The sequence below is a fragment of the Curtobacterium sp. MCBD17_032 genome (genome assembly GCF_003234855.1).
In the GTDB taxonomy this organism is placed as follows: Bacteria; Actinomycetota; Actinomycetes; order Actinomycetales; family Microbacteriaceae; genus Curtobacterium.
On the sequence record NZ_QKTO01000004.1, the window covers coordinates 18804 to 45622 of the forward strand.

Consider the following 26819-nt stretch of genomic DNA (forward strand, 5'->3'; position numbering starts at 1 on the left):
CCCGGTGGGCCCACACCGCCGGCCGTGCCGGCGGGGGAAGGCCCGACCCCCTTCGGCGTCCGGCTCGCGGCTGCGATCGACGAGCGCTCTGCGCTCTGCGTCGGGATCGACCCTCACGCCGCCACCCTGGCGGCGTGGGGGCTCGGCCGTGACGAGGCGGGCCTGACCGCCTTCGGCGCGACCCTCGTCGACGCGGCCGCGGGCCGTGCCGCCGTCGTGAAGCCGCAGATCGCGTTCTTCGAGGCAGCCGGGGTGCCGGGCTTCCGGGCGCTCGACGCGACCATCCGTCGTGCACGCGATGCGGGCCTCCTGGTCGTGGCCGACGTCAAGCGCGGCGACATCGGGTCGACCGGCGACGACTACGCGCTCGCCTGGCTCGACCGCGACGGGCCGTTCGCCGCGGATGCGATGACCGTCTCGCCCTACCTGGGCTACGGCTCGCTCACCGGGACCATCGGCGTGGCTCGTGCGAACGGCGCCGGCGTGTTCGTGCTCGCCGCGACGAGCAACCCGGAGGCACGGGTGCTGCAGACGGCGGTGGTGGCCGAGGGGCCACGTGCCGGTCGGACCGTGGCGGCCGGTATCGTCGTGGACGTGGCAGACGAGAACCGGACGACGGCCGACCAGGCCCTGGGGGACGTGGGGCTCGTGCTCGGCGCGACGCTCGACCTCGACGACTTCGGCATCACCGCCGACGACATCGGCGCCGCGCCGGTGCTCGCGCCGGGGTTCGGTGCACAGGGTGCATGCATCGAGGACCTCCGCGCGCTGTACGGCAGCCGCGCCGAGCAGGTCCTCGTCAACGAGTCGCGCGGTCTCCTCGTGGACGGCCCGGACGGCGTCGTCGGCCTGGTGGCGGACCGAGCAGACCGGATCAGCCGCGCACTGGCGGTGGCCGCGTGAGCGAGCAGACCGGGGGAGCACCCGACACGTCAGCGGACGACCGGGCCGAGCTGCCCGCGCACCGCAACCCGCCGGAGGTCGACCGCGTGGCGGCCGCGAAGGCCGCGGTCGCGGCGCGACGCGCACGCGCAGCGGTGAAGGCAGCGGTCGCGTCGGGGGAGCGCTCCCCACTCGAGGTCGCGAAGGCCGCGTGGTCGGAGGACGAGTCGGTGGTCGCGACGACCGCCGCCGAGCGGTCCCTCCGGGTACGGGACCTCCTCACGAGCCTGCCCGGCGTCGGACCGGCCCGTGCCGAGGCCGTCATGGGTGCCCTCCGCATCGCGCCGTCGAAGCGGCTCGGTGGACTCGGGAGCCGGCAGCGCACCGAGCTCGCGGACTGGCTGGCGGCGCGTGGCCGCAAGCGTGGTGCGTCGAAGCTCGTCGTGCTCGCGGGGCCGACGGCGGTCGGCAAGGGCACGGTGAGCGCGCACATCCGCGAGCAGTACCCCGAGGTCAACCTGAGCGTCTCGGCGACGACCCGCAAGCCCCGCCCGGGCGAGGTCGACGGCGTGCACTACTACTTCGTCGACGACGCCGAGTTCGACCGGATGATCCGCGACCGCGAACTGCTCGAGTACGCCACCGTGCACAACTCGTACCGGTACGGCACCCCGCGGCCGCCGATCGACCGTGCGCTCGACGCCGGCGAGAAGGTCATGCTCGAGATCGACCTGCAGGGCGCCCGTCAGGTGCGGGACGCCATGCCCGAAGCGGTGCTCGTGTTCCTGCTGCCGCCGACCTGGGACGAACTCGTCCGTCGGCTCATCGGCCGCGGCACCGAGTCCGCCGAGGAGCAGGCCCGACGGCTCGAGACCGCCAAGGTCGAGCTCGCCGCACAGGACGAGTTCGACGTGCGGATCGTGAACTCGGATGTCAGCACGGCGGCACGCGAGGTCGTAGACTTGTTCTCTGCGCCCTGACGGGTGCACCGACTTGTGAGGAGCATCCCCATGGCCAACCCCCAGGGCATCATCGACCCGCCCATCGACGACCTGCTCAGCAAGGTCGAGTCGAAGTACGCGCTCGTCATCTTCGCGTCGAAGCGCGCCCGGCAGATCAACGACTACTACGCCGACCTGCACGAGGGCTCGCTCTTCGACAACGTCGGTCCGCTCGTCGACTCGACGATCGACGACAAGCCGCTCTCGGTCGCGCTCCACGAGATCAACGAGGACAAGCTGACCGTCACCAAGCAGCAGCCCACCGCCTGATCCCGGTGACGAGCGCACTCCGTCTGTTCACGTCGGAATCGGTGACCGAAGGCCACCCCGACAAGATCTGCGACCAGATCTCGGACGCGATCCTGGACGCCCTGCTCACCGTTGACCCGCACGCCCGGGTCGCCGTCGAGACGATGGTGACGACCGGACTCGTGCACGTCGCTGGCGAGGTCACCACCTCAGGCTACGTCGAGATCCCGCAGCTGGTCCGTGACGTCATCACCGGCATCGGGTACAACTCGTCCGACGTGAGCTTCGACGGCCGCACCTGTGGCGTCGAGATCTCCATCGGCGCGCAGTCCCCGGACATCGCGCAGGGCGTCGACGAGTCGCTCGACACCCGCTCGGGTGCTGGCGTCGACCCGCTCGACCGGCAGGGCGCGGGCGACCAGGGCATCATGTTCGGCTTCGCGACGAACGAGACGCCCGAGTACATGCCCGTCGCCATCTGGCTCGCACACCGCCTGGCGGAGAAGCTCGCAGCGGTCCGCAAGTCCGGTGAGCTCACCTACCTGCGCCCGGACGGCAAGACCCAGGTCACGGTCGGGTACGACGGCGTCACGCCGAAGACCGTCGAGACCGTCGTGCTGTCGACGCAGCACGCGCCGAGCGTCACGCTCGAGCAGCTGACGGCCGACATCACCGAGCACGTCATCCGTCCGGTCCTCGACCTGGTGGACCTCGACTCGTCCCGTGTGGACGTCATCGTGAACCCGACCGGTCGGTTCGAGATCGGCGGGCCCCAGGGCGACGCCGGCCTGACCGGGCGCAAGGTGATCGTCGACACCTACGGTGGGGCCTCGCGGCACGGCGGTGGCGCGTTCAGCGGCAAGGACCCGTCGAAGGTGGACCGCTCGGCGGCGTACGCCCTGCGCTGGGTCGCCAAGAACGCCGTCGCGGCGGGACTCGCCGACCGGCTCGAGGTGCAGGTCGCCTACGCGATCGGTCGCGCCAAGCCGGTCGGTCTGTACGTCGAGTCCTTCGGCACCGGCCACGTCGACGACGCCACGATCGAAGCCGCGATCACCGAGGTGTTCGACCTCCGACCGGCCGCGATCATCCGCGACCTCGACCTGCTCACGCCGAAGTACGCGCAGACGGCGACCTACGGGCACTTCGGTCGCGACCTGCCCGGCTTCACCTGGGAGCAGCTCGACCGCGTCGAGGAGCTCCGCACGGCGGCAGGACTCGTCCCCGCCACCGCCTGAGGCCCTCCGTGGCCACCGTCGCGCGCGTCGTCCTCGACTCGCCGCTCCCGCAGCTCGACCGTCTGTTCGACTACCGGGTGCCGGCCGAGTTCGAGGACGACTGCGTGCCGGGGGTCCGCGTGAAGGTGCCGCTGCGCTCCGGTGCGCGCATGACCGACGCCTACGTGGTCGAGGTCGTGCCGGACGACGCCCTGTCGCCGGAGCACGACTTCCCGGGGGAACTCAGCGTCATCGAGGAACTCGTGAGCCCGGTGCCGGTGCTCGCGCCCGAGGTCTGGCGACTCGCGCGGGCCGTGGCCGACCGTGCCGCCGGGGTCGCGAGCGACGTGCTGCGGCTCGCGGTGCCGACCCGGCAGGTCCGGCCAGAGAAGGCCTGGCTCGAGCGGGACCCGGAACACGTACCGCCGGCGGTCGAGGCGGTCCCGGTCACCGGGTACGCGGACGGCGCGCTCGAGGCCGTCATCGACGCCGGTGGCCGTGCGGCGGTCAGTGCCGTCCCGCACCCGGTGCTGCTCGCGGCACCGGCACCGGCACCGACGCCCGCGACGGCGCCAAACGTCGGCGCTGACGTTGACGTTGACGCTGACGCCGGCGCTGACGCCGACCCGACAGCGGACGGCCCTGCTCCCGCCGACGGCGGTCCGCAGCCGGTCGCCGCGGACGCGCCTGACGGCGTCTGGGTGCCGGGCTGGGCCGCGACCCTGGCCCAGGCCGCGGCGCACACCCTGGCGGGCGAGCGCTCCGCCGTGCTCGCCGTCCCCGACTTCCGGGACGTCGCCGACCTCGAGCGTGCGCTGCACGTCCTCGTGCCACCGGAGCGGGTCGTCCGCTTCGACGCCAAGCAGACGAACGGGCAGCGGGCCCGCGCGCTCCTGACCGCCCGGACCCACCCCGTGGTGGCGATCGGCAGCCGGGCCGCCGTGTACGCCCCGGCCGCCGAGCTCGGGCTCATCGCGCTGTGGGACGACGGCGACCCGTCCTTCGCCGAGCAGCGTGCACCGTACGTGCACACCCGGGACGTCGCCCTCGTGCGGACCGCGCAGTCGGGCGCGGCGCTGCTCATGCTCTCGCACGCCCGGAGCACCGACGTGCAGCGGCTCGTCGAGCTCGGCTGGTTGCAGGAGCTCACTCCCCACCGGGTCCGGGTGCCGAAGGTCGTGCCGACGGCGCACCAGACGAACGCCGACGGGTACGCCGCGCAGGCCCGGATCCCGAGCAGCGCGTGGCGGGCGGCGCGCGAGGCGAGTCGTGAGGGTCCGGTCCTCGTCCAGGTGTCGAACCCCGGGTTCGGGACGGGTCTGGTCTGCTCCGAGTGCGGGGAGCGCGCGCACTGCCGGGTCTGCGGCGGCCCGCTCGGCAGTCCGCATGCTGGGTCGACCCCGCAGTGCCGGTTCTGCGGCTCCCTCGCCGCCGGCTACCGCTGCCCGACGTGCGGCAACGGCACGCTCAAGCCGGTCGGCCAGGGGGCACAGCGCACCGCCGACGAACTCGGCCGGGCCTTCCCGAACACCCGCATCGTCGTCGCCGACGGGTCCCGCCCGATCGACGAGGTCCCGGCGCGTCCCGCCGTCGTCGTCGCGACCCGCGGAGCCGAGCCGGACGTCGCCGGCGGGTACGCGTGCGTCCTGCTCCTCGACGGCGAGCGGATGCTGGCGCGGGAGGGGCTCCGGGTGCAGGAGGACGTCCTGCGCGTGTGGGCGAACGCCGCGGCCAAGGGCGCGCCCGGTGCTCCGGTCTACCTGGTCGGCATCGGCGGGAAGCTCGCGAACGCGATGGCACTCTGGCGGCTCGACCTGCCTGCGCACGACGAGTTGACCGACCGCCGCGAGCTGTTCTTCCCGCCGGCCGTCCGGGTCGCGACCCTCACCGGCACCGACGAGGCCGTCACCGGCGCGGTCGAGGCACTCGGCGACGCTCCGGTGGGGCCCGTCCTCGGGCCCGTCCCGGTGGAGGACCCGACGCCGGGGACGGTCCGCGCGATCGTGCGGTTCCCGTACGGGCACGGCGCCGAGGTCGCGGCGACGCTCAAGGCGGAGGTCATCCGGCGCTCCTCGACGCGACGGGTCGTCGCCGGTGGCACGAAGCGGCGGGCGGCTCCGGCGCTCCGGGTCCGGATGGACGACGCCGAGCCCTTCTCCGAGGTCTGAACCGGGCTGCATGGGCCTCGCGCTCCACGGGCCCACGCACCGTACGCGCCCCCGCGCTGTGCGGCCCGGACGCACGGGAGGCCCGTGGCGATCTCGCCACGAGCCTCCCGTCCGTCACCGCCGCGGGTCAGCGAGCAGTGCGCTCCGCACCGACCGGTGCGCGACGGCCGCGGGACAGCACGACGCCGAGCGCGACCATGCCGATCGCGAGGACGAGGTGCAGCCAGTTGTCGGCCGAGTTGAGCGGCACGAAGTTCGCCGCGCTGTCGCTGTTCGCGGTGAAGAGGCCGTAGATCCAGAGGACGAAGTACACGACGCCGCCGATCACCAGGTAGAACCGGGACCCGCTGGCACGACGTGCTGCGAGGACCCCGACGACACCGAACAGCAGGTGGACGATGTTGTGCAGCACCGACACCTGGAAGATGCCGAGCAGCATGCCCATCGAGTCGTTGCCGGCACCGCCCAGGTCACCGGTCGTGAGGCCGGGGACGAAGCCGGCGAGGCCGACGAGCAGGAAGACGATCCCGACGACGAGGGCGCCCTTCTGGACGGGCGTCTCGGCGAAGCTGGTGGGAGCGGGGGTGGACAGTCGGTCTGACATGGTCGTTCCTTTCAGCGGATTGCCTGTGACCGTACCCGTGCGACGACGGGGACGTCCGGAGGTGCCGCGGACCCTCGTCACGGGGACGGAGCCGCCGACGGACCTCCGGCTGCCGGGCTCAGCGCGGCTGGGCGGGGTTGGTCGGGTCGCCGTGCGACGGCGGGTTGACCACCGGGCCGGAGGTCGCGGGCGTGACGCCGGGCGAGGTGGTGCCCTGCTGGACCTCGGGCAGGTGCTCGGGCACCGTCCCGGTCGGCTCGGCGCCGGCGTCGAGGGCTGCGATGCGGGAGGTCAGCACCTGCACGACCGGCAGTCGGTCGCCGTGGCCCCGTTCGTGGTCGAGCAGGGTCTGCAGTTGGTCGCGGTCGAGCGGGCGGACGTGTTCGGCGAGGTTGCCGAGCGGGAGGTGGTCGAAGTCGGGCAGGGGCAGTGCGTCGCTGGTCATGGTGGTCCTTCCGTCGAGGTGCCAGCGACCGTAGGCAGGACCGCCTCCGCACACACCCAGTCCCGGCGCGGACCGAGCGCGACCTCGGCCGCCCGTCCCGTCCGGGTCTCGTGGGAGACTGGTCCGATGCGTCTCGTCGTCGCCGGCAGCCCCGCTGCCGCGGTCCCCACCCTCCGCGCTCTGGCGGCGTCCGACCACGAGATCGCGGCGGTGCTCACCCGGCCGCCGACGCCGCAGGGACGGAAGCGCGTGCTCACCCCCACGCCGGTCGCGCAGGTCGCGTCGGAGCTCGGGCTCCCGGTGATCGAGGCCGCCCGCGTGGACGACGAGGTGACCGCCCGGATCGCGGACCTCGACGTCGAGCTCGGCGTGATCGTCGCGTACGGGGCGCTGCTCCGCCGTCCGGCCCTCGACGCCCCGCGGCTCGGATGGGTGAACCTGCACTTCTCGGACCTCCCCGCGTACCGCGGCGCCGCCCCGGTGCAGCGCGCCGTGATGGCCGGCGAGACGACCACCGCGGCGACGGTGTTCCAGCTCGTCGAGGCCCTGGACGCCGGCCCGGTCTTCGCGACCGAGCCGTTCACGATCGACCCCGAGGCGACCGCGGGCGACGTCCTCAGCGCGATGGCGGAGCGCGGCGCGGAGCTCGTCGTCCGGGTCGTCGACGACCTCGCCGCCGGCACCGCGGTCGCTGTCGACCAGGTGGGCGAGCCGACGACGGCGCCGAAGCTGACGCTCGAGGACGGCCGCACCGACTTCGCCGCCCCCGCCGCCGTCGTGCACGCACGACTCCGCGGGGTCACCCCCGAGCCCGGCGCGTTCGCGCTGCTCGGCGAGACCCGGGTCAAGCTGCTCCGCGCGGGCCGGGTCGGACCGGGAGGCGCAGGGGAGACCGCCCCGCGTCCCGCCCCCGGTGCGCTCCGACTGGTGGACGGTGTGCTGCTGGTCGGCACGGCGGACGAGCCGCTCGTGCTCCGCGAGGTGCAGCCGGCCGGCAAGAAGGCGATGGACGCCGCGGCCTGGGCCCGCGGGCTCGGTCCGCTCGACGGGAAGGTGCTCGCATGAGCGCGGGACAGGCACGGCCGCGGGGCCGACAGGGGAGCGGTGACGAGGGTCGGCGCAGCGGCGGACCCGGTGCCGGCGGACGTCGGACCGGGGGTCGCCCCCAGGGAGCCCGCCAGGTCAGCGCCCGCCGGGTCGCGTTCGACGTGCTCCGTGCCGTGCAGGTCGACGACGCCTACGCGAACCTCCTGTTGCCGACCCGCATCCGCCGCGCCGGGTTGAGTGCCCGCGACGCCGGCTTCGCGACGGAGCTGACCTACGGCACCATCCGGATGATCGGCCGGTACGACGCCGTCGTCGCCCTGGCCTCCGGACGTCGCGCGGACCTCATCGAGGCCGACGTGCTCGACGTGATGCGCCTCGGCGTCCACCAGCTGCTCGCCATGCGGACGCCGACCCACGCGGCCGTGTCCGCGACGGTCGAACTCGCCCGTGAGGTCGGGGTCGCCCGGGCGACCGGCTTCGTCAACGCCGTGATGCGGAAGGTCGCCGCGAAGACCCCGGAGGAGTGGGACGCCCTGGTGACGGCGGGCCTCGGTGGCGAGGCACTGCTCGCGACGCGGTGGTCGCACCCGGTCTGGGTCGTGTCGGCGTTCCGTGACGCCCTCGCCGCCGAGCGCTCCCGCGACGAACTCGTCGCACTCCTGGCGGCCGACAACGAGGCACCCCGGGTCCAGCTCGCGGCACTGCCCGGCGTCGCCACCGCGGAGGACGTCGAGCAGGCGACCGCGCGCGCCACGGGCGAGGACGACGCCTCCGGCGACGGGCCTCCCGTCGGTCCCGCCGACGACGACACGACCGGCGACCACGCGGTCGGCGACGACACCGCCGCCGAGGACACCGCCGGTGGCGACACCGCCGGTGGAGACACCGCGCCGGCGACCGCACCGGTCGCGCCCGACCTGCCCGTCTCACCGGTCGGCATCCGCGGGGTCGCCGGCGACCCGGCACGCGTCCCCGGCGTCGCGGCCGGCCGCCTCCGCGTGCAGGACGAGGGCTCGCAGCTCGCCGCGCTCGCGCTCTCCCGGTCCTCCGAGGTCCGGCCCGGCGAGCGGTGGCTCGACCTCTGCGCCGGTCCCGGCGGCAAGGCCGCGCTCCTGGCGGCCGAGGCCGCACAGGCCGGGGCGACCCTCGTCGCCAACGAGCTCGTCCCGGCCCGGGTGGGACTCGTCCGGGAGGCCCTCCGCGCCTTCCGGGACACCGTCACGGTGGTCGAGGGCGACGGCCGCCGCTACGGTCAGGACGGCTCCGGCGTCCGGTTCGACCGCATCCTGCTCGACGCGCCGTGCACCGGGCTCGGTGCGCTCCGCCGCCGCCCGGAGGCCCGCTGGCGGAAGCAGCCCGAGGACGTCGCCGAGCTGGCCGTGCTGCAGGAGGAGCTCCTCGAGGCCGCGGTCCGGGTCCTCGCACCCGGCGGCACGCTCGCCTACGTGACGTGCTCGCCGCACCTCGCGGAGACCCGCGGGCAGGTCGACGCCCTGATGCGCCGCCACGGCGACGAGCTCGAGCAGCTCGACACGGCGTCCGTGGTCCGCTCGGTGGCAGCACGGGACCCGCGGGTCGCGGACGGTCGGACGGTGCAGCTCTGGCCGCACCGCATCGGCACCGACGCGATGTTCATCGCACTCGTCCGCCGAACGGCCTGAACCGCGGCCGGTAGGCTCGACGGGTGACGATCCGCATCTCGCCGAGCATCCTGTCCGCCGACTTCGCGAACCTCGAGCGCGAGCTCCAGCGCATCGGGACCGCCGACATGGTGCACGTCGACGTCATGGACAACCACTTCGTGCCGAACCTGACGCTCGGGCTGCCGATCGTGCAGCGCCTGCAGCAGGTCTCGCCGGTCCCGCTCGACGTCCACCTGATGATCACCGACGCCGACACCGAGGCGCCGAAGTACGCTGAGACCGGCGCGGCCAGCGTGACGTTCCACTTCGAGGCGGCGACCGACCCCGTGGCCACCGCGGCCGCGATCCGGTCGAACGGGGCCCGCGCCGCCGTCGCCGTGAAGCCCGGGACGCCGATCACGTCGGTGCTGCACCACCTCGACGCCTACGACATGGTCCTGCTCATGACCGTCGAGCCCGGCTTCGGCGGGCAGTCGTTCATGCCCGAGGTGATGCCGAAGCTCGCCGACGCGCGCGCCGCGGTCGACGCGTCGGGGCTCGACGTCTGGCTCGAGGTCGACGGCGGGATCGCGGTCGACACCGTGCCCGAGGCCGTGCGCAGCGGCGCGGACACCCTCGTCGCCGGCTCGGCGGTGTACGGCGGCGAGCCGGCTGCCCGCATCGCCGATCTCCGGGCGGCGGCGCAGCGTGCCCTCGCGGACCGGTAGCCTGGCAGCGTGAAGACGTTCGACGACCTGTTCGCGGAGCTGACCGAGAAGGCCGCATCGCGCCCGGAGGGCTCCGGCACCGTCGCCGAACTGGATGCCGGCGTGCACCAGATCGGCAAGAAGATCGTGGAAGAGGCCGCCGAGGTCTGGATGGCGGCCGAGTACGAGGGCGACGAGCGCACCTCGGAGGAGATCTCGCAGCTCGTGTACCACCTGCAGGTGCTCATGGTCGCGAAGGGCCTCACCCCGGCGGACGTCTGGCGACATCTGTAGGGAGCGCTGGTCCAGCGCACCGCAGACCCGTCACCGACCCTCCACCAGGAAGCAGACCCCTGATGCTCCGCATCGCCGTGCCCAACAAGGGCTCCCTGTCCGAGACCGCCTCCGAGATGCTCCGGGAGGCCGGGTACGCCGGTCGCCGTGACCCGAAGGCGCTCCACCTGCTCGACGAGCGCAACGGCGTCGAGTTCTTCTTCCTCCGCCCGCGCGACATCGCGACCTACGTCGGCTCGGGCGCGCTCGACGTCGGCGTCACCGGCCGTGACCTGCTGCTCGACTCCGGCTCGGCCGCGCACGAGGTCGACGCACTCGGGTTCGCCGACTCGACCTTCCGGTTCGCCGGGCCCCCCGGTCGCTACGCCATGCTGCAGGACCTCGATGGTGTCCGGGTCGCGACGAGCTACCCCGGACTCGTCGGCGAGTTCCTCGCGCGGCACGGCGTGACCGCGACGCTCGTGAAGCTCGACGGCGCCGTGGAGAGCGCGGTCCGCCTCGGTGTCGCCGACGCGGTCGCGGACGTCGTGTCCACCGGCAGCACCCTCCGCGCGGCGGGGCTGGAGATCTTCGGCCCGGTCATCCTCGAGTCCACCGCGGTGCTCATCACCACGGACGAGACCATCGCCGGGATCGACGTCCTCCGCCGGCGCCTGCAGGGCGTGCTGGTCGCCCGCGGGTACGTCATGCTCGACTACGACATCCCGTCCGCCCTGCTCGAACGGGCGACGGCGATCGCCTCGGGCATCGAGTCACCGACCGTCTCACCGCTGCACGACCGCGACTGGTCCGCGGTCCGGGTGATGATCCCGCGCGAGGACGCGAACCTCATCATGGACGCGCTCTACGACCTCGGCGCGCGGGCCATCCTCGTCAGCCCGATCCACGCCGCACGCCTGTGACCGACGCGCCCGTCGCGACCGCCCTCGGCGGCGTGTCCGTCCGTGTCATCCCGTGCCTCGACGTGTCCGGTGGTCGGGTCGTCAAGGGCGTCAACTTCCTCGACCTGCAGGACGCCGGGGACCCCGTCGAGCTCGCCGCGCGGTACTACGAGCAGGGCGCGGACGAACTGACCTTCCTGGACGTCGGGGCGACGGTGGAGAACCGCGCGACGATGTGGGACACCGTCACCCGCACCGCCGAGCAGGTGTTCATCCCGCTCACCGTCGGGGGTGGTGTCCGGAGCGTCGACGACGTCTCGCGGCTGCAGCAGTGCGGTGCGGACAAGATCGGCGTGAACAGCGCCGCGATCGCCCGGCCCGAGCTCGTCACCGAGATCGCCGACCGGTTCGGCTCGCAGGCGGTCGTGCTCTCCCTCGACGTCAAGCGCTCCGCCCGCACCGCCTCGGGCTTCGTCGTCACGACCCACGGCGGCCGCACCGAGACCGACATCGACGCGATCGCCTGGGCGCGCGACGCGGTCGAGCGCGGCGCGGGCGAGCTCCTCGTCAACTCGATCGACGCGGACGGCACGAAGAACGGGTTCGACCTCGAGCTCGTCACCGCGGTCCGCGCGGTGTCCTCGGTGCCGGTCATCGCCTCAGGAGGTGCGGGACGCGTCGAGCACTTCGCACCGGCCATCGACGCCGGAGCAGACGCGGTCCTCGCGGCGAGCGTCTTCCACCGTGGCGAGATGACCGTCGGCGACGTCAAGGACGCGCTGCGCGCCACCGGGCACGTCGTCCGCTGAGCCGGCCGGACCGCCCGGGACGGGCCTCCCGGCCGGGTCGGACCGCCGCGCCGGTCGCCGCCCGCGCCGGGCCGTAGGCTGGTGGTCTCATGACCGACAGCACCAGCACCAGCACCGGAGCGGTCCTCGACCGCGCGCGCTTTGGTGCGGACGGACTGCTCCCCGCCATCGTGCAGGAGGAATCGTCGAAGGACGTCCTCATGCTCGGCTACATGGACCGGGAGGCCCTCCGCCGCACCCTGACCGAGGGTCGGGTGACCTTCTGGTCGCGGTCCCGGCGCGAGTACTGGCGCAAGGGCGACACGTCCGGGCACGCCCAGTACGTCCGCGGTGCGGCCCTCGACTGCGACGACGACACCCTGCTCGTGACGGTGCACCAGGTGGGGGCGGCCTGCCACACCGGTGCGCACAGCTGCTTCGACGTCGACCCGCTCGACCCGGTGACGGCGTCCGCACCGGCCGACGCGCCGACCGGCTCCGGCGACGCCGCCGAGCCCGCGGCGGGGTCCGACCGGTGAGCGACGCACCCCGCACCACCAGCCGTGCCGACTTCGACCGGCTGGTCGCCGAGGGGCACCGCGTCGTCCCCGTCGTCCGTGCGCTCTTCGCCGACAGCGAGACGCCCGTCGGCGTCTACCGGAAGCTCGCCGACGGACGCCCCGGGTCGTTCCTGCTCGAGTCCGCCGGACAGGGTGGGCTGTGGTCGCGCTGGTCCTTCGTCGGCGTGCGGAGCTTCGGCGTCCTGACGCAGGAGGGCGACCGGGCGGCCTGGATCGACACCGGCCTGTCGGCGGAACGTGCCGTCGGGTCCCTCGACGGCGCTCCGCTGGAGGTCCTCGCCCGCCTGCACGAGCGGTGGGCCACCCCCCGCGTGCCCGGGACCCCGCCGCTCGTCGGCGGCACGGTGGGGTTCATCGGGTGGGAGGCCGTCCGCCAGCTCGAGCACCTGCCCGACGCCCCACCGGCGGACTTCGACGTGCCCGGCCAGGCGCTGTCCTTCGTCGCCGAGCTGGCCGCGCTCGACCACCGCACCGGGCTCGTGCTGCTCGTCGCGAGCGCCCTGCACGACGGCACGGACGACGCCGACACGCTGTGGTCCGACGCCCAGACCCGACTCGACCGGATGCAGGCCGACCTCGTGCAGCCGAGCGTCGCCACCGTCGCCGAGGCGTTCGACATCGCCGAACCGACCGCACGCTCCCGGTCCACCCCGGAGGAGTACGCGGCGGCGATCGAGCGGTCGAAGCGGTACATCCGCGACGGCGACGTCTTCCAGGTGGTCATCTCGCAGCGGTTCGACTCCGACGTCACGGCCGACCCGCTGGACGTCTACCGCGTGCTGCGGACGCTCAACCCGAGCCCGTACATGTACTTCCTGTCCCTGACCGGCACCGACGGCGAGCCCTTCTGGATCGTCGGCGCGTCGCCGGAGGCGCTCGTGAAGGTCCAGGACGGCCGGGCGATGACGCACCCGATCGCCGGCTCCCGGCCCCGCGGTGCCACCACCGAGGAGGACGTCCGCCTCGGTGAGGAGCTGTTGCAGGACCCGAAGGAACGGGCCGAGCACCTCATGCTCGTCGACCTGGCCCGCAACGACCTGCAGAAGGTGTGCGAGCCGGGCACGGTCGCGGTCACCGAGTTCATGACGGTCGAGCGTTTCAGCCACGTCATGCACCTCGTGTCGAGCGTCGAGGGTGCCGTCCGGCCCGGGGCGTCCGCGATCGACGTGTTCCGCGCGACCTTCCCGGCCGGCACGCTCTCCGGGGCACCGAAGCCGCGGGCACTGCAGATCATCGACGAGCTCGAACCGGCGGCGCGCGGTGCCTACGCGGGCGTCGTCGGGTACTTCGACTTCGCCGGGGACGCCGACGTCGCGATCGCGATCCGCACCGCGCTCATCCAGGACGGCGTCGCCCGGGTCCAGGCCGGCGCCGGACTCGTCGCCGACTCCGACCCGACGAGCGAGCACCTCGAGGCGGTCAACAAGGCCGCGGCGCCGCTGCGTGCCGTCGCGACCGCCAACCGGATGACCGGGGTCCTCCGGTGAAGCGCTCCCGTCCGCTCGTCGTCATCGCGGGACTCGCGGTCGCGGGCCTCGTCATGCTCGCGTGGACGCAGACCTGGTTCACCGTGCACCTCGACTCCTCCGCGGCGGTCGTGACGACCGTGGCCGCCGACGGCGCGACGGTCGTGCCGCAGTACACCGCGGTCGCGATCGCGAGTCTCGCGCTGTTCCTCGCGTTGACGATCGCCGGCCGTGCGGTCCGGGTCGTGCTCGCGGTCGTACAGGTCCTGCTCGGTGTGGCCGTCGTCGGCACCGGGGTCACCGCGCTGTCCGACCCGGTCGCCGCCGCGCGCAGTGCCGTCGGGTCGGTCGCCGGCGTGAGCGACATCGGCGCCGTCCGGCAGGTCGTCACGAGCGTCGACGTCAGCATCTGGCCCCTGGTGGGCATCGTCGGCGGCGTGCTCGCCGCGCTGCTCGGCGTGGTCGTGCTCGTCGTGCAGCGGTCCTGGCCCGGACCGAGTCGGAAGTACGGCGACGCCGCCACACCCGGGTCGGCGTCGGCAGCGGACGTCTCCGGCTCCCACGCGTCGGACGGCACCGGCACGTCCGACGGCGCCGGCACGTCGGACGGTACCGGCTCCCGGACCGGGTCCCGGGCGCCCGTCGTCCGCGACGCCGTCGTCGACTGGGACGACCTCAGTGCGGGTGTCGACCCGACCGCGGGGGACACCGCCGACGGGCGGGTCCGGACCACGGACGCGGTAGGATCGTCGGAGCGTCGCCCGACCGGCGGCGCCAGCGACAACGAGGAGCACCGTGAGCAACACTGAGCCCGCAGAACTCGGCGAAGGCCACTCGCCGGCGGCCTGGACGGCCGTCGTCATCATGCTGATCGGCTTCGCCGCCGGGACGCTCTTCTTCTGGTTCGACATGGCCTGGGGCGTGTGGGCTTCCGCTGCCATCGTGGTCATCGGTCTCGTCGTCGGCGCGGTCATGGGCAAGGCCGGCTACGGCGTCAACGGTCCGAAGTTCGTCCCCAAGCACCACGGCGAGTGAGCGCGTGACCGCGCCCGGGGCCAACCTCCTCGAGACCCTCGTCGCCGGCGCGCTCGACGACGCCGCGGCCCGTCGCCTCGACCGGCCGTACGCGGACGTCGAGCGGGACCTCGACCGGGTCGCGTCGCCGCTCGACGCTCTCGCGTTCCTCGCGCCGGGGGACCGCGTCAAGGTCCTGGCGGAGGTGAAGCGCGCCAGCCCGTCCCGCGGGTCGATGGCACCGATCGAGGACCCGGCGTCCCTCGCCGCGGACTACGAGCGCGGCGGCGCCTCGGCGATCAGCGTCCTCACCGAGGGGCGGAAGTTCCTCGGGTCGCTCGCCGACCTCGAGTCGGTGAAGGCCCGGGTGTCCGTGCCGGTGCTCCGCAAGGACTTCATCGCCGACCCGTACCAGGTGGTCGAAGCGCGCGCAGCGGGGGCGGACATCGTGCTGCTCATCGTCGCCGCACTCGCCCAGCCCGCGCTGGTGGAGCTGCACGGCCTCGCCGAGGACCTCGGCATGCGCGTCCTGGTCGAGGCACACTCCGCCGACGAGGTCTCGCGCGGGCTCGACGCCGGTGCGCGCATCCTCGGCGTGAACGCCCGCGACCTCACCGACTTCTCACTCGACCGCGACCTGTTCGGCTCGCTCGCCGACCGCATCCCCGACGGGGTCGTGCGTGTCGCCGAGTCGGCCGTGAAGACCCCCGCCGACGTCGCGCACTACCGGTCCGCCGGGGCGGACGTCGTCCTCGTCGGGGAAGCGCTCGTCACCGGCGCCGACCCCGCCGCCACGCTCGCGTCGTTCATCGACGGTTGACCACCCGTCCGGCTCCTCAGCCGGACACTCCCGGGAGCACCACCGTGACCTCACTCCGTGACCTGCAAGGCCCGTACTTCGGCGACTTCGGTGGGCGCTTCGTCCCCGAGTCGCTCGTCCTGGCGCTCGACGAGCTCGAAGCCGCCTTCCGGGAGGCCTGGGCCGACCAGTCCTTCCGGGACGAGCTCGACACGCTCCAGCGCGAGTACACCGGTCGGCCGTCGATCATCACCGAGGTGCCGCGGTTCGCGAAGCACGCCGGCGGTGCCCGGGTCGTCCTCAAGCGCGAGGACCTGAACCACACCGGTTCGCACAAGATCAACAACGTGCTCGGCCAGGCGCTCGTCGCCCGCCGCCTCGGCAAGACCCGGCTGATCGCGGAGACCGGGGCCGGGCAGCACGGTGTGGCGACCGCCACGGCCGCCGCCCTCTTCGGCATGGACTGCGTCGTGTACATGGGGGCCGTCGACACCGAGCGCCAGGCGTTGAACGTGGCCCGCATGCGGCTGCTCGGCGCCCAGGTCATCCCGGTCGAGACCGGTTCGCGCACGCTCAAGGACGCCATCAACGAGGCCCTGCGCGACTGGGTCGCCAACGTCGACTCGACGCACTACCTGCTCGGGACCGTGGCCGGGCCGCACCCGTTCCCGGAGATGGTCCGGCAGTTCCACAAGGTGATCGGGGAAGAGGCACGTCAGCAGGTCCTCGACCGCGTCGGACGCCTGCCGGACGTCGTCGCCGCGTGCGTCGGCGGCGGCTCGAACGCGATGGGCATCTTCGAGGCCTTCCTCGACGACGAGTCGGTCCGCCTGTACGGCTTCGAGGCCGGCGGCGACGGCGTCGAGACCGGACGGCACGCCGCGAGCATCACCCTCGGGCGCGAGGGCGTCCTGCAGGGCGCGAAGTCGTACCTGATGCAGGACGAGGACGGGCAGACGATCGAGAGCCACAGCATCTCGGCAGGGCTCGACTACCCGAGCGTCGGACCGGAGCACGCCTACCTGGCCTCGATCGGCCGGGCGACCTACGAGCCGATCACGGACACCGAGGCGATGGAGGCGTTCCGCCTGCTGAGCCGGACCGAGGGCATCATCCCGGCGATCGAGTCCTCGCACGCCTTGGCCGGTGCGATCAAGCTCGGCAAGGAGCTCGGACCGGAGGGCGTCGTCCTCGTGAACCTGTCCGGACGCGGCGACAAGGACGTGGCGTCCGCGAGTCGGTACTTCGGCATCCTCGACGAGACGGCGGTGCAGTCGTGAGCACGAACAAGACGGTCGCCGCGACGATCGACCGCGCGAACGACGAGCGCGCCGGCGCCGTGGTCGCCTACCTCCCCGCGGGCTACCCCGACCTGCAGACGAGCATCGACGCCGCCGTGGCCCTGGCCGAGAACGGCGTGGACGTCATCGAACTCGGTCTGCCGTACTCCGACCCCGTGATGGACGGGCCGGTCATCCAGCGCGCCGCGGAGGAGAGCCTGGCGAACGGCTTCAAGGTCGCGCAGGTCTTCGACGCCGTGCACGCGATCACCGAGCGCGTCGACACCCCCGTCCTCGTGATGACGTACTGGAACCCCGTGCTGCGGTACGGCGTGGACCGGTTCGCGGACGATCTCGTCGCCGCCGGAGCCGCCGGTCTCATCACGCCCGACCTGATCCCGGACGAGGGTCAGCAGTGGATCGACGCGTCCGAGCGGACCGGGCTCGACCGGGTGTTCCTCGCGGCCCCGTCCTCGACGGACACCCGCATGAAGCAGGCCGTCGACCGGAGCCGAGGGTTCGTCTACGCGGTCTCCACCATGGGCGTCACGGGTGCCCGGGCCGGCGTCGACAGCGCAGCGCGCACGGTGGTGTCCCGGCTGCGGGACGCCGGCGTGCAGCGGACCTGCGTCGGGCTCGGCATCTCGACAGCCGACCAGGTCGCCGAGGTGCTCGAGTACGCGGACGGCGCGATCGTCGGTTCCGCGTTCGTCCGGGCGCTCGCGGACCTCGGGGTCGCCGGCGTCGCAACGCGGGCGGCCGACCTGTCGTCAGGTGCCGCCCGACGCTGAGCCGCGTCCACCCGCGCTACAGTGATCGGGGCCGACCGGCCCCCGGCACCACCAGGACCGGCGACTCCAGCCCCCGTGAAAGGCGACTGCACCCACATGTCCCTCCTGAGCATCCCGAGCCCGAGCACGGCGTGGCAGTACTTCGACCTGACCGCCTGGCTGCAGAGCACGTTCGGCATCTCGATGCCGCTCGACTTCCGGATCCACGCGTACGCGATCTGCATCCTCGTCGGGATCGTCATCGCGGTGCTGCTCACGAACTCCCGGCTGAACGCGCGCGGTGCCGAGCGCTGGATCATCATCGACATCGCCATCTGGGCGGTGCCGGCGGGCATCATCGGCGGCCGCCTGTTCCACGTGCTCACGCACGTCGACGACTACTTCGGTCCCGGGATCGACCCGCTCTCGGTGTTCTACGTGTGGGAGGGCGGGCTCGCGATCTTCGGCGCGCTGATCCTCGGGTCGCTCGGCGCCTGGATCGGCTGCCGGCAGACCGGCCTGCGGTTCTCGGCGTTCATCGACGCCGCCGCGCCCGGCGTCCTGCTCGCCCAGGCCGCCGGCCGCCTCGGCAACTACTTCAACCACGAGCTGTTCGGCATGCCGACGAGCCTGCCGTGGGGGCTGCAGATCGAGTCGACCAACCCGGCGTACCCGGCGGGCCTGCCCGAGGGCGTCCTGTTCCACCCGACCTTCCTGTACGAGATCATCTGGAACGTCGTCGGTGCGGTGGTCATCCTGCTCCTCGACCGGAAGTTCCGCCTGCAGTGGGGTCGTGTGATGGCCCTCTACCTCATCTGGTACGGCGTCGGCCGCTCCGTCCTCGAGTCGATCCGCGTGGACACGAGCGAGACCTTCGGCGGGGTCCGGACGAACGTCTGGATGTCCTTCGCCGCGATCCTGCTGGGCTTGCTGGTCTTCTGGGTGCAGTCCCGTCGTCACCTCGGCAAGGAGCCGAGCCCGTACCTGCCGGGTCGCGAGCCCCGCTCGAAGTCCGATGTAGACTCGGACGACACCTACTCGGAGCACGACACCACGACCGGTGTCGCCGATCCGGAGCCGGTCGCCATCGCAGCCGACCGACACTGAGGTCCCGACCTCTCCCGAACCCAGCACCACACCGCGATCGCGGTCCGCCACAAGCGGGCCCCACTCCTCGCACGCCGCCCGGACACCTCCTGGCGGCGAGCACGGGCACCAGTCCCGCCCGCTCGGGCGGAACGCACCACCGGGCCACCGCTGTCCCTGTTCCACTTCCTCGTGAGGACGGTTCCCCATGGCGCTCCTGCCATCTCAGCCCTCTGCAGTCCCGAACGGCGCGACGGACTCGTCGTCCCGGACCGGGCTCCGCTCGCCGCACCGACGCTTCTCGGCGGTCCCCGACGCCGCCGGGATGTACGACCCGGCGAACGAGAAGGACGCCTGCGGTCTCGCCATGGTCGCGACGCTCCGCGGCACGCCCGGGCACGACATCGTCGACGCCGCGCTCGGCGCGCTCCGGAACCTCGAGCACCGCGGTGCCGTCGGTTCGGACGCCGGCACCGGTGACGGTGCGGGCATCCTCTGTCAGGTCCCGGACGCGTTCTTCCGCGCCGTCGCGCCGTTCGCCCTGCCCGACGCCGGCCAGTACGCGGTCGGCACCGCCTACCTGCCGCTCGACGCCGACGCGCGCGCCGCCGTGAAGGCGACCGTCGAGGCACTCGCGGCCGACGAGGGGCTCCGCGTGCTCGGCTGGCGTGAGGTGCCGGTCCGGCCCGAGGTCCTCGGCACCCTGGCGCGTGCGGCGATGCCCGCGTTCGAGCAGGTCTTCGTCGCGTCCACGCACACGGACGAGCACGGCGCGCCGCGTTCCGGCATCGAGCTCGACCGCCAGGCGTTCCGACTCCGGAAGCGTGCGGAGCAGGGCAGCGAGCTCTACTTCATGTCGCTGTCGAGCCGCACCATGGTCTACAAGGGCATGGTCACGACACTCCAGCTCGAGCCGTTCTACCCCGACCTCAGCGACGAGCGCTTCGCGTCCCGCCTGGCGATCGTGCACTCGCGCTACTCGACGAACACCTTCCCGTCATGGCCGCTCGCGCAGCCGTTCCGCTCCCTCGCCCACAACGGGGAGATCAACACCGTCCGCGGTAACCGGAACTGGATGCGCGCCCGCCAGTCGCAGCTCGAGAGCGAGCTCCTCGGCGACATGGCGCCGCTGCTGCCGATCGTGAGCCCGGGTGCGAGCGACTCCGCCTCGTTCGATGAGGTGCTCGAGCTCCTGACCCTGACCGGGCGGTCCCTGCCGCACGCGATGTCGATGATGGTGCCCGAGGCCTGGGAGAACCAGGTCGACATGGACCCGGACCTCCGCGCCTTCTACGAGTACCACTCGATGCTCATGGAGCCGTGGGACGGCCCCGCCGCGATCACCTTCACCGACGGCTCGCTCGTCGGTGCCACGCTCGACCGCAACGGCCTGCGTCCCGGACGCTTCCTCGTCACCGACGACGGCCTCATCGTGATGGGCAGCGAGACCGGCGTCATCGACGTCCCCGCCTCGAAGGTGGTCCGCAAGGGCCGGCTGCGCCCGGGCCGGATGTTCCTCGTCGACACCGAGAACGGCCGGATCATCGAGGACGACGAGGTCAAGCGCGAACTCGCCGCGTCCGGTCCCTGGTCCGAGTGGCTCGAGTCCGGTCGCATCAACCTGAACGACCTGCCGGAGCGCGAGCACATCGTGCACACCCCGGCCTCCGTCACCCGGCGGCAGCGTGCCTTCGGGTACACCGAGGAAGAGGTCCGGATCCTGCTCCGCCCGATGGCGCAGACCGGGGCCGAACCGCTCGGCGCGATGGGATCCGACACCCCGATCGCGGTGCTGTCCCAGCGCCCTCGCCTGCTCTTCGACTACTTCACGCAGCAGTTCGCCCAGGTGACGAACCCGCCGCTCGACTCGATCCGCGAGCAGGTCATCACCTCGATGGGGCTCGGCCTCGGACCGGAGCGCAACCTGCTCGCCGCCGGTCCCGAGCACGCGAAGCAGATCGTGCTCGACTTCCCGGTGATCGACAACGACCAGCTCGCGAAGATCCAGCACTTCGAGACCGCGTCCGGGCGGCACCTCACCGTGACCGTCCGCGGGCTCTACCGCGTCGACGCCGGCGAGACCGCGATGGAGCAGCGGATCAGTGCCGTCTGCGACGAAGTGGACGCAGCCATCGAGTCGGGCAAGCAGTTCATCGTCCTGTCGGACCGTGACGGCAACGCCGAGTACGCCCCGATCCCGAGCCTGCTGCTGCTCGCCGCGGTGCACCACCACCTGATCCGCACCGAGCAGCGCATGAAGGTCGGTCTGATCGTCGAGGCCGGCGACGTCCGCGAGGTGCACCACGTCGCGACGCTCATCGGGTACGGCGCTTCCGCGATCAACCCGTACCTGGCGATGGAGACGTGCGAGAACCTCGTGCGCTCGGGCATGATCACCGGCCTCACGCCGGAGCAGGCCGTCAAGAACGTCATCAAGGCGCTCGGCAAGGGCGTCCTGAAGATCATGTCGAAGATGGGCATCTCGACGGTGTCCAGCTACGCCGGCGCCCAGGCCTTCGAGGCGGTCGGACTCAGCCAGGAGGTCGTCGACCGGTACTTCACCGGCACGTCCTCGATCCTCGGCGGTGTCGACGTCGACGTGATCGCCGCGGAGAACGCCGAACGGCACGCGCAGGCGTACCCGCAGGACGGCGCGGTGCTGTCACACGAGCGCCTGCAGACCGGCGGCGAGTACCAGTGGCGCCGCGAGGGCCCTCCGCACCTCTTCAACCCGGACACGGTCTTCCGTCTGCAGCACGCCACGCGCGCCCGTCGGTACGACGTCTTCCGCGAGTACTCGAAGGCGGTCGACGACCAGTCCGAGCAACTCATGACGCTGCGCGGTCTGTTCGGCTTCACGCACGGCACGCGCAAGCCGGTGCCGCTCGACGAGGTCGAGCCGATCGCGGAGATCGTCAAGCGCTTCAACACCGGCGCGATGTCCTACGGGTCGATCTCGCAGGAGGCCCACGAGACGCTCGCGATCGCCATGAACCGCCTCGGTGGTCGCTCGAACACGGGCGAGGGCGGCGAGGACGTCGAGCGCCTGCTCGACCCCGAGCGGCGGAGCGCGATCAAGCAGGTCGCGTCCGGCCGGTTCGGCGTGACGAGCATGTACCTGACGCACGCCACTGACATACAGCTCAAGATGGCGCAGGGTGCGAAGCCGGGCGAGGGCGGGCAGCTGCCCCCGCAGAAGGTCTACCCGTGGGTGGCCCGGACGCGGCACGCCACCGCGGGCGTCGGCCTCATCTCGCCGCCGCCGCACCACGACATCTACTCGATCGAGGACCTCAAGCAGCTGATCTTCGACGTCAAGCGCGCCAACCCCTCGGCCCGCGTGCACGTCAAGCTCGTCAGCCAGTCCGGGATCGGCGCGGTCGCAGCGGGCGTGACGAAGGCCCTGGCCGACGTCGTGCTCGTCTCCGGCCACGACGGCGGTACCGGTGCCAGCCCGTTGAACTCGCTCAAGCACGCGGGGACCCCGTGGGAGATCGGTCTCGCGGAGACGCAGCAGACGCTCATGCTGAACGGCATGCGCGACCGCGTCACGGTGCAGGTCGACGGCCAGATGAAGACCGGTCGTGACGTGCTCGTGGCGGCCCTGCTCGGTGCGGAGGAGTACGGCTTCGCGACGGCCCCGCTCATCGTCGAGGGCTGCATCATGATGCGCGTCTGCCACCTCGACACCTGCCCGGTGGGCGTCGCCACGCAGAACCCGGAGCTCCGGGCGCGGTTCTCGGGCAAGCCCGAGTTCGTCGTGAACTTCTTCGAGTTCATCGCGCAGGAGGTCCGCGAGCTGCTGGCGGAGCTCGGGTTCCGCAGCCTCGACGAGGCCATCGGACGCGCCGACGTGCTCGACGTCGACCGTGCCGTCGCGCACTGGAAGGCGTCCGGACTCGACCTCGAACCCGTCCTCAAGGGGCCGGACTTCGCCGAGGACGAGCCGCGCACCCGGCGCCGCGCGCAGGACCACGAGCTCGAGCAGCACTTCGACAACCGGCTCATCGCCGAGGCGTCCGACGTGCTCGAGCACGGCGGCACGCTGACGCTCGACCTGCCGATCCGCAACACGGAGCGCGCGGTCGGGACGATGCTCGGCCACGAGGTGACGCTCCGGCACGGGGAGAACGGCCTGCCGTCCGGGTCGATCGACATCACCCTCCGCGGCTCCGCGGGTCAGTCTCTCGGCGCGTTCCTGCCGGCCGGCATCACCCTGCGGCTCGTGGGCGACAGCAACGACTACGTCGGCAAGGGGTTGTCCGGTGGCGAGATCGTCGTCCGCCCGGCGGCGGACGCGGGCTTCGACCCGTCCGAGAATGTCATCGCCGGCAACGTCATCGGCTACGGCGCGACCCAGGGCAGCATGTTCATCCGCGGCATCGTGGGGGAGCGCTTCCTGGTCCGCAACTCCGGCGCCACCGCGGTCGTCGAGGGCGTGGGCGACCACGCACTCGAGTACATGACCGGCGGGCTCGCGCTCATCCTGGGCGAGACCGGCCGGAACCTCGGCGCGGGCATGTCGGGAGGTACGGCCTACGTCCGCGGACTCCGTCGCGAGCTCGTCAACACCGATGCGCTCGCGTCCGGTGAGCTCCGCCTGGAACCGCTCGACAGCGCCGACGTCGCGATCGTCACCGACCTGCTCCGCCGGCACGCCGACGAGACCGGCTCGACGATCGCCGCCGGTCTGCTCGACTCGGGGGACCTGTCCGAGTTCGTCAAGGTGCTCCCGCGTGACTACGCGGCGGTGCTCGAGACGCGTCGGCAGGCCGTCGACGAGGGCCTCGACCCGGACGGCACCGTCGTCTGGAACCGCATCCTGGAGGTCACCGGTGGCTGATCACGCGCGCACCCGCCGCCTCCACTCCCGCTCGACCCGCACCCTCACCCAGGAGGTGACCCGTGGCTGACCCCAAGGGGTTCCTGAAGGTCCAGGAACGTGAACTGCCGGCCCGCCGTCCCGTCCCACTGCGGCTCATGGACTGGAAAGAGGTCTACGAGCAGCAGGAGTCCGGCGCGCTCAAGCGACAGGCCGGGCGCTGCATGGACTGCGGCGTGCCGTTCTGTCACCAGGGCTGCCCGCTCGGCAACCTCATCCCGGAGTGGAACGACCTCACGTGGCGTGGCGAGGGTCGCCAGGCGATCGAGCGGCTGCACGCGACGAACAACTTCCCGGAGTTCACGGGGCGACTGTGCCCGGCTCCGTGCGAGGCGTCCTGCGTGCTGGGGATCAACCAGCCGCCGGTCACCATCAAGCAGGTCGAGGTCTCGATCATCGACGAGGCGTACCAGAACGGCTGGGTCACGCCCCACCCGCCGGAGCGCCTGACCGGCAAGACGGTCGCGGTCGTCGGCTCCGGTCCGGCCGGGCTCGCTGCCGCGCAGCAGCTGACCCGCGCCGGGCACACCGTCGCGGTGTACGAGCGGGACGACCGCATCGGCGGGCTGCTCCGCTACGGGATCCCGGACTTCAAGATGGAGAAGCGGCAGATCGACGCCCGCCTCGCCCAGATGCAGGCCGAGGGCACCCGCTTCCGCGCCGGCGTCGAGATCGGCCGGGACATCACCTGGGACGACCTCAAGTCCCGGTACGACGCGGTCGTGGTCGCCACGGGCGCGACGGTGCCGCGTGACCTCCCGATCCCGGGTCGCGACCTCGCCGGTGTGCACTTCGCCATGGACTACCTCGTCCAGCAGAACAAGGCGAACGCGGGCACCGTCGTCGACAACCAGATCAGCGCCGAGGGCAAGCACGTCGTGGTCATCGGCGGCGGTGACACCGGCGCCGACTGCATCGGCACGGCCCACCGCCAGGGTGCGCTCAGCGTGACGAACCTGGCGATCGGCAAGCAGCCGCCGCTGGAGCGCCCGTCCCACCAGCCGTGGCCGATGTTCGCCACGGTGTTCGAGGTCACGAGCGCGCACGAGGAGGGCGGGGAGCGCATGTTCCTCGCCACCACCGTCGAGTTCCTCGCGAACGACGCCGGCGAGGTCCGCGCGCTCCGGGTCGCCGAGACCGAGTACGTCGACGGCCGCCGTGTCCCGAAGGCCGGGACCGAGCGGGAGATTCCGGCGGATCTCGTGCTCATCGCGATGGGGTTCACCGGTCCGGAGACCGACACGATCGAGCCGCAGCTCGGCCTCCCGACCACGGTGTCGGGCGCGGTGTCCCGCCAGGCGGACTACACCACGAACGAGCCGGGGGTGTTCGTCGCCGGCGACGCCGGCCGCGGGCAGTCCCTGATCGTGTGGGCGATCGCCGAGGGGCGTGCCGCCGCCGCGAAGGTCGACGAGTACCTCGAGGGGTCGACGATCCTGCCGGCCCCGGTCAAGGCGACCGACCGGGCGATCACGGTCTGATGGACACCACCGCGTAGACGAGAGGCCACCAGCACTCGATAGGGTGCTGGTGGCCTCTCGTCGTTCCACGAAGCCACCTCCACCACACGAAGGAATCCATTGAGACGCGCAAAGATCGTTTCGACGCTCGGACCTGCCACCTCGGACTACGAGGTCGTCAAGCAGATCATCCAGGCCGGGGTCGACGTGGCCCGCCTGAACCTCAGCCACGGTGACTACAGCGTGCACGAGGCCAACTACGAGAACGTGCGTCGCGCGGCCGAGGAGCTGGGGAAGCCGGTCGCGATCCTCGTCGACCTGCAGGGTCCGAAGATCCGCCTGGCCAAGTTCGCCGACGGCCCGCACGAACTGGCGGTCGGCGACGTCTTCACGATCACGACCGAGGACGTCCCCGGCTCGAAGGAGATCTGCGGGACGACGTTCAAGGGCCTGCCGCAGGACGTCAAGCCGGGTGACCCGCTGCTCATCGACGACGGTCGCGTCCGTCTCCGCGTCCTCGACACCGACGGCGTGCGCGTCCGCACCGAGGTCGTCGTCGCCGGGACCGTCTCGAACAACAAGGGCATCAACCTGCCCGGTGTCGCGGTGAACGTCCCCGCGCTCAGCGAGAAGGACGAAGCCGACCTCCGCTGGGGCATCCGCATGGGCGCGGACCTCATCGCGCTCTCGTTCGTGCGCAACGCGAAGGACGTCGAGCGTGCACACGAGATCATGGACGAGGAGGGCAAGCGCCTCCCGGTGATCGCGAAGGTCGAGAAGCCGCAGGCGGTCGACGCGCTCGAGGAGATCATCGACGCGTTCGACTCGATCATGGTCGCCCGCGGTGACCTCGGTGTCGAGCTGCCGCTCGAGGCCGTCCCGATCGTGCAGAAGCGCGCCGTCGAACTGTCCCGCCGCATGGCCAAGCCGGTCATCGTCGCGACGCAGATGCTCGAGTCGATGATCTCGTCCCCGATCCCGACCCGCGCCGAGACGTCCGACGTCGCGAACGCCGTCCTGGACGGCGCCGACGCGGTCATGCTGTCCGGTGAGACGAGCGTCGGTGAGTACCCGGTGGAGACCGTCCGCACGATGGCCCGCATCGTCGAGTCGACGGAGGACCACGGCCTCGAACGCATCGCCCCGCTCGGCACGAAGCCGCGCACGCTCGGGGGTGCGATCACCCTCGCCGCCGTCGAGATCGCGGAGTTCACCGAGGCGTCGTACCTCTGCGTGTTCACAGAGTCCGGTGACTCCGCCCGTCGCATGTCGCGGCTGCGGCACGGCCTGCCGATCATCGCCTTCACCCCGAACGAGGCGACCCGTCGTCGTCTCGCGATGACGTGGGGCGTCCGGTCCTACCTCGTGGACCGCAAGACCCACACCGACGAGCTGTTCTCGCAGGTCGACGACGTCCTCATCGGCAACGGCCTCGCCGTCCCCGGTGACCGGGTCATCGTCACGGCCGGTTCGCCTCCCGGACTCGAGGGGTCGACGAACGACCTCCGGGTGCACCGCGTCGGCGACGCCCACGCCGAGGCGGCTCCCGCGTACGTCCGCGACTGAGCACCGCCGC

At 72.3% G+C, this 26819-nt stretch carries 24 protein-coding genes; 22 read left to right on the forward strand and 2 right to left on the reverse strand.

Annotated elements, in window-relative coordinates; genetic code table 11:
- Positions 1-24: 24 nt before the first annotated feature.
- From pyrF to DEI91_RS07740, 5 genes are read left to right on the forward strand one after another with little or no spacing between them, the layout of a single operon-like run.
- Positions 25-903 (forward strand): orotidine-5'-phosphate decarboxylase, encoded by an 879-nt coding sequence (gene pyrF / locus DEI91_RS07720; protein WP_111051746.1) that lies wholly within the window; start codon positions 25-27, stop codon positions 901-903.
- A gap of 50 nt (positions 904-953) precedes the next feature.
- The gene (gene gmk, locus DEI91_RS07725) at positions 954-1862 is read left to right on the forward strand and encodes a guanylate kinase (RefSeq protein WP_111051914.1); all 909 of its coding nucleotides are present in this window, start codon (positions 954-956) and stop codon (positions 1860-1862) included.
- Positions 1863-1892: 30 nt separating this feature from the next.
- Positions 1893-2153 carry a DNA-directed RNA polymerase subunit omega gene (rpoZ, locus tag DEI91_RS07730; protein ID WP_111051747.1) on the forward strand — a complete coding sequence of 87 codons (261 nt, stop codon included), beginning with the start codon at positions 1893-1895 and terminating at the stop codon, positions 2151-2153.
- Positions 2154-2158: 5 nt separating this feature from the next.
- Positions 2159-3370 carry a methionine adenosyltransferase gene (metK, locus tag DEI91_RS07735; RefSeq protein ID WP_111051748.1) on the forward strand — a complete coding sequence of 404 codons (1212 nt, stop codon included), beginning with the start codon at positions 2159-2161 and terminating at the stop codon, positions 3368-3370.
- 8 nt (positions 3371-3378) lie between these two features.
- On the forward strand, positions 3379-5517 hold the full coding sequence (locus DEI91_RS07740) for a primosomal protein N' (RefSeq protein ID WP_111051749.1): 2139 nt from the start codon (positions 3379-3381) through the stop codon (positions 5515-5517).
- A 127-nt stretch (positions 5518-5644) separates the two neighbouring features.
- Here DEI91_RS07740 and DEI91_RS07745 read toward each other — a convergent pair whose 3' ends face one another.
- Positions 5645-6121 (reverse strand): DUF4383 domain-containing protein, encoded by a 477-nt coding sequence (locus DEI91_RS07745; protein ID WP_110825058.1) that lies wholly within the window; start codon positions 6119-6121, stop codon positions 5645-5647.
- Between the two features lie 118 nt (positions 6122-6239).
- Positions 6240-6566: a hypothetical protein gene (locus DEI91_RS07750; RefSeq protein ID WP_111051750.1), complete on the reverse strand. Its 327-nt coding sequence runs from the start codon at positions 6564-6566 to the stop codon at positions 6240-6242.
- A gap of 126 nt (positions 6567-6692) precedes the next feature.
- Between DEI91_RS07750 and DEI91_RS07755 the strand changes: the two genes are divergently transcribed.
- The 17 genes from DEI91_RS07755 (at position 6693) to pyk (ending at position 26809) form a co-directional block, all read left to right on the forward strand.
- Positions 6693-7631, forward strand: a complete 939-nt coding sequence (locus tag DEI91_RS07755) for a methionyl-tRNA formyltransferase (RefSeq protein ID WP_111051751.1) — start codon at positions 6693-6695, stop codon at positions 7629-7631.
- Positions 7628-9274 (forward strand): RsmB/NOP family class I SAM-dependent RNA methyltransferase, encoded by a 1647-nt coding sequence (locus DEI91_RS07760; protein ID WP_111051752.1) that lies wholly within the window; start codon positions 7628-7630, stop codon positions 9272-9274. The genes DEI91_RS07755 and DEI91_RS07760 overlap by 4 nt, the downstream gene beginning before the upstream one ends.
- Positions 9275-9297: 23 nt before the next feature.
- Positions 9298-9963, forward strand: coding sequence for a ribulose-phosphate 3-epimerase (gene rpe / locus DEI91_RS07765; RefSeq protein WP_111051753.1), 666 nt, complete (start codon positions 9298-9300; stop codon positions 9961-9963).
- A 9-nt stretch (positions 9964-9972) separates the two neighbouring features.
- Positions 9973-10236 (forward strand): phosphoribosyl-ATP diphosphatase, encoded by a 264-nt coding sequence (locus tag DEI91_RS07770; protein WP_111051754.1) that lies wholly within the window; start codon positions 9973-9975, stop codon positions 10234-10236.
- 62 nt (positions 10237-10298) lie between these two features.
- Positions 10299-11138: an ATP phosphoribosyltransferase gene (gene hisG, locus DEI91_RS07775; RefSeq protein ID WP_111051755.1), complete on the forward strand. Its 840-nt coding sequence runs from the start codon at positions 10299-10301 to the stop codon at positions 11136-11138.
- A complete protein-coding gene (gene hisF, locus DEI91_RS07780) occupies positions 11135-11926 on the forward strand; it encodes an imidazole glycerol phosphate synthase subunit HisF (protein WP_258365882.1) in 792 nt (263 codons plus the stop codon). Before hisG ends, hisF begins: the two co-directional genes overlap by 4 nt.
- An 89-nt stretch (positions 11927-12015) precedes the next feature.
- Positions 12016-12444: a phosphoribosyl-AMP cyclohydrolase gene (hisI, locus tag DEI91_RS07785; RefSeq protein ID WP_111051756.1), complete on the forward strand. Its 429-nt coding sequence runs from the start codon at positions 12016-12018 to the stop codon at positions 12442-12444.
- Positions 12441-13973 (forward strand): anthranilate synthase component I, encoded by a 1533-nt coding sequence (locus DEI91_RS07790; protein WP_111051757.1) that lies wholly within the window; start codon positions 12441-12443, stop codon positions 13971-13973. The genes hisI and DEI91_RS07790 overlap by 4 nt, the downstream gene beginning before the upstream one ends.
- The gene (locus DEI91_RS07795) at positions 13970-14761 is read left to right on the forward strand and encodes a Trp biosynthesis-associated membrane protein (protein ID WP_111051758.1); all 792 of its coding nucleotides are present in this window, start codon (positions 13970-13972) and stop codon (positions 14759-14761) included. The genes DEI91_RS07790 and DEI91_RS07795 overlap by 4 nt, the downstream gene beginning before the upstream one ends.
- Entirely contained in the window at positions 14748-14987 is a 240-nt protein-coding gene (locus DEI91_RS07800) for a DUF6704 family protein (RefSeq protein WP_111051759.1), read from the forward strand. Before DEI91_RS07795 ends, DEI91_RS07800 begins: the two co-directional genes overlap by 14 nt.
- A 4-nt stretch (positions 14988-14991) precedes the next feature.
- Positions 14992-15786, forward strand: coding sequence for an indole-3-glycerol phosphate synthase TrpC (trpC, locus tag DEI91_RS07805; RefSeq protein ID WP_111051760.1), 795 nt, complete (start codon positions 14992-14994; stop codon positions 15784-15786).
- Positions 15787-15830: 44 nt separating this feature from the next.
- Complete coding sequence (gene trpB / locus DEI91_RS07810; protein WP_111051761.1) at positions 15831-17045, forward strand: tryptophan synthase subunit beta; 1215 nt, start codon at positions 15831-15833, stop codon at positions 17043-17045.
- The gene (gene trpA, locus DEI91_RS07815) at positions 17042-17836 is read left to right on the forward strand and encodes a tryptophan synthase subunit alpha (RefSeq protein ID WP_111051762.1); all 795 of its coding nucleotides are present in this window, start codon (positions 17042-17044) and stop codon (positions 17834-17836) included. The genes trpB and trpA overlap by 4 nt, the downstream gene beginning before the upstream one ends.
- Positions 17837-17932: 96 nt before the next feature.
- The gene (lgt, locus tag DEI91_RS07820; protein ID WP_111051763.1) at positions 17933-18922 is read left to right on the forward strand and encodes a prolipoprotein diacylglyceryl transferase; all 990 of its coding nucleotides are present in this window, start codon (positions 17933-17935) and stop codon (positions 18920-18922) included.
- Between the two features lie 304 nt (positions 18923-19226).
- Positions 19227-23744, forward strand: coding sequence for a glutamate synthase large subunit (gltB, locus tag DEI91_RS07825; RefSeq protein WP_111051915.1), 4518 nt, complete (start codon positions 19227-19229; stop codon positions 23742-23744).
- 62 nt (positions 23745-23806) lie between these two features.
- Positions 23807-25264 carry a glutamate synthase subunit beta gene (locus tag DEI91_RS07830; RefSeq protein ID WP_111051764.1) on the forward strand — a complete coding sequence of 486 codons (1458 nt, stop codon included), beginning with the start codon at positions 23807-23809 and terminating at the stop codon, positions 25262-25264.
- A 99-nt stretch (positions 25265-25363) separates the two neighbouring features.
- Positions 25364-26809 carry a pyruvate kinase gene (gene pyk / locus DEI91_RS07835; RefSeq protein WP_111051765.1) on the forward strand — a complete coding sequence of 482 codons (1446 nt, stop codon included), beginning with the start codon at positions 25364-25366 and terminating at the stop codon, positions 26807-26809.
- Positions 26810-26819 lie beyond the last annotated feature (10 nt).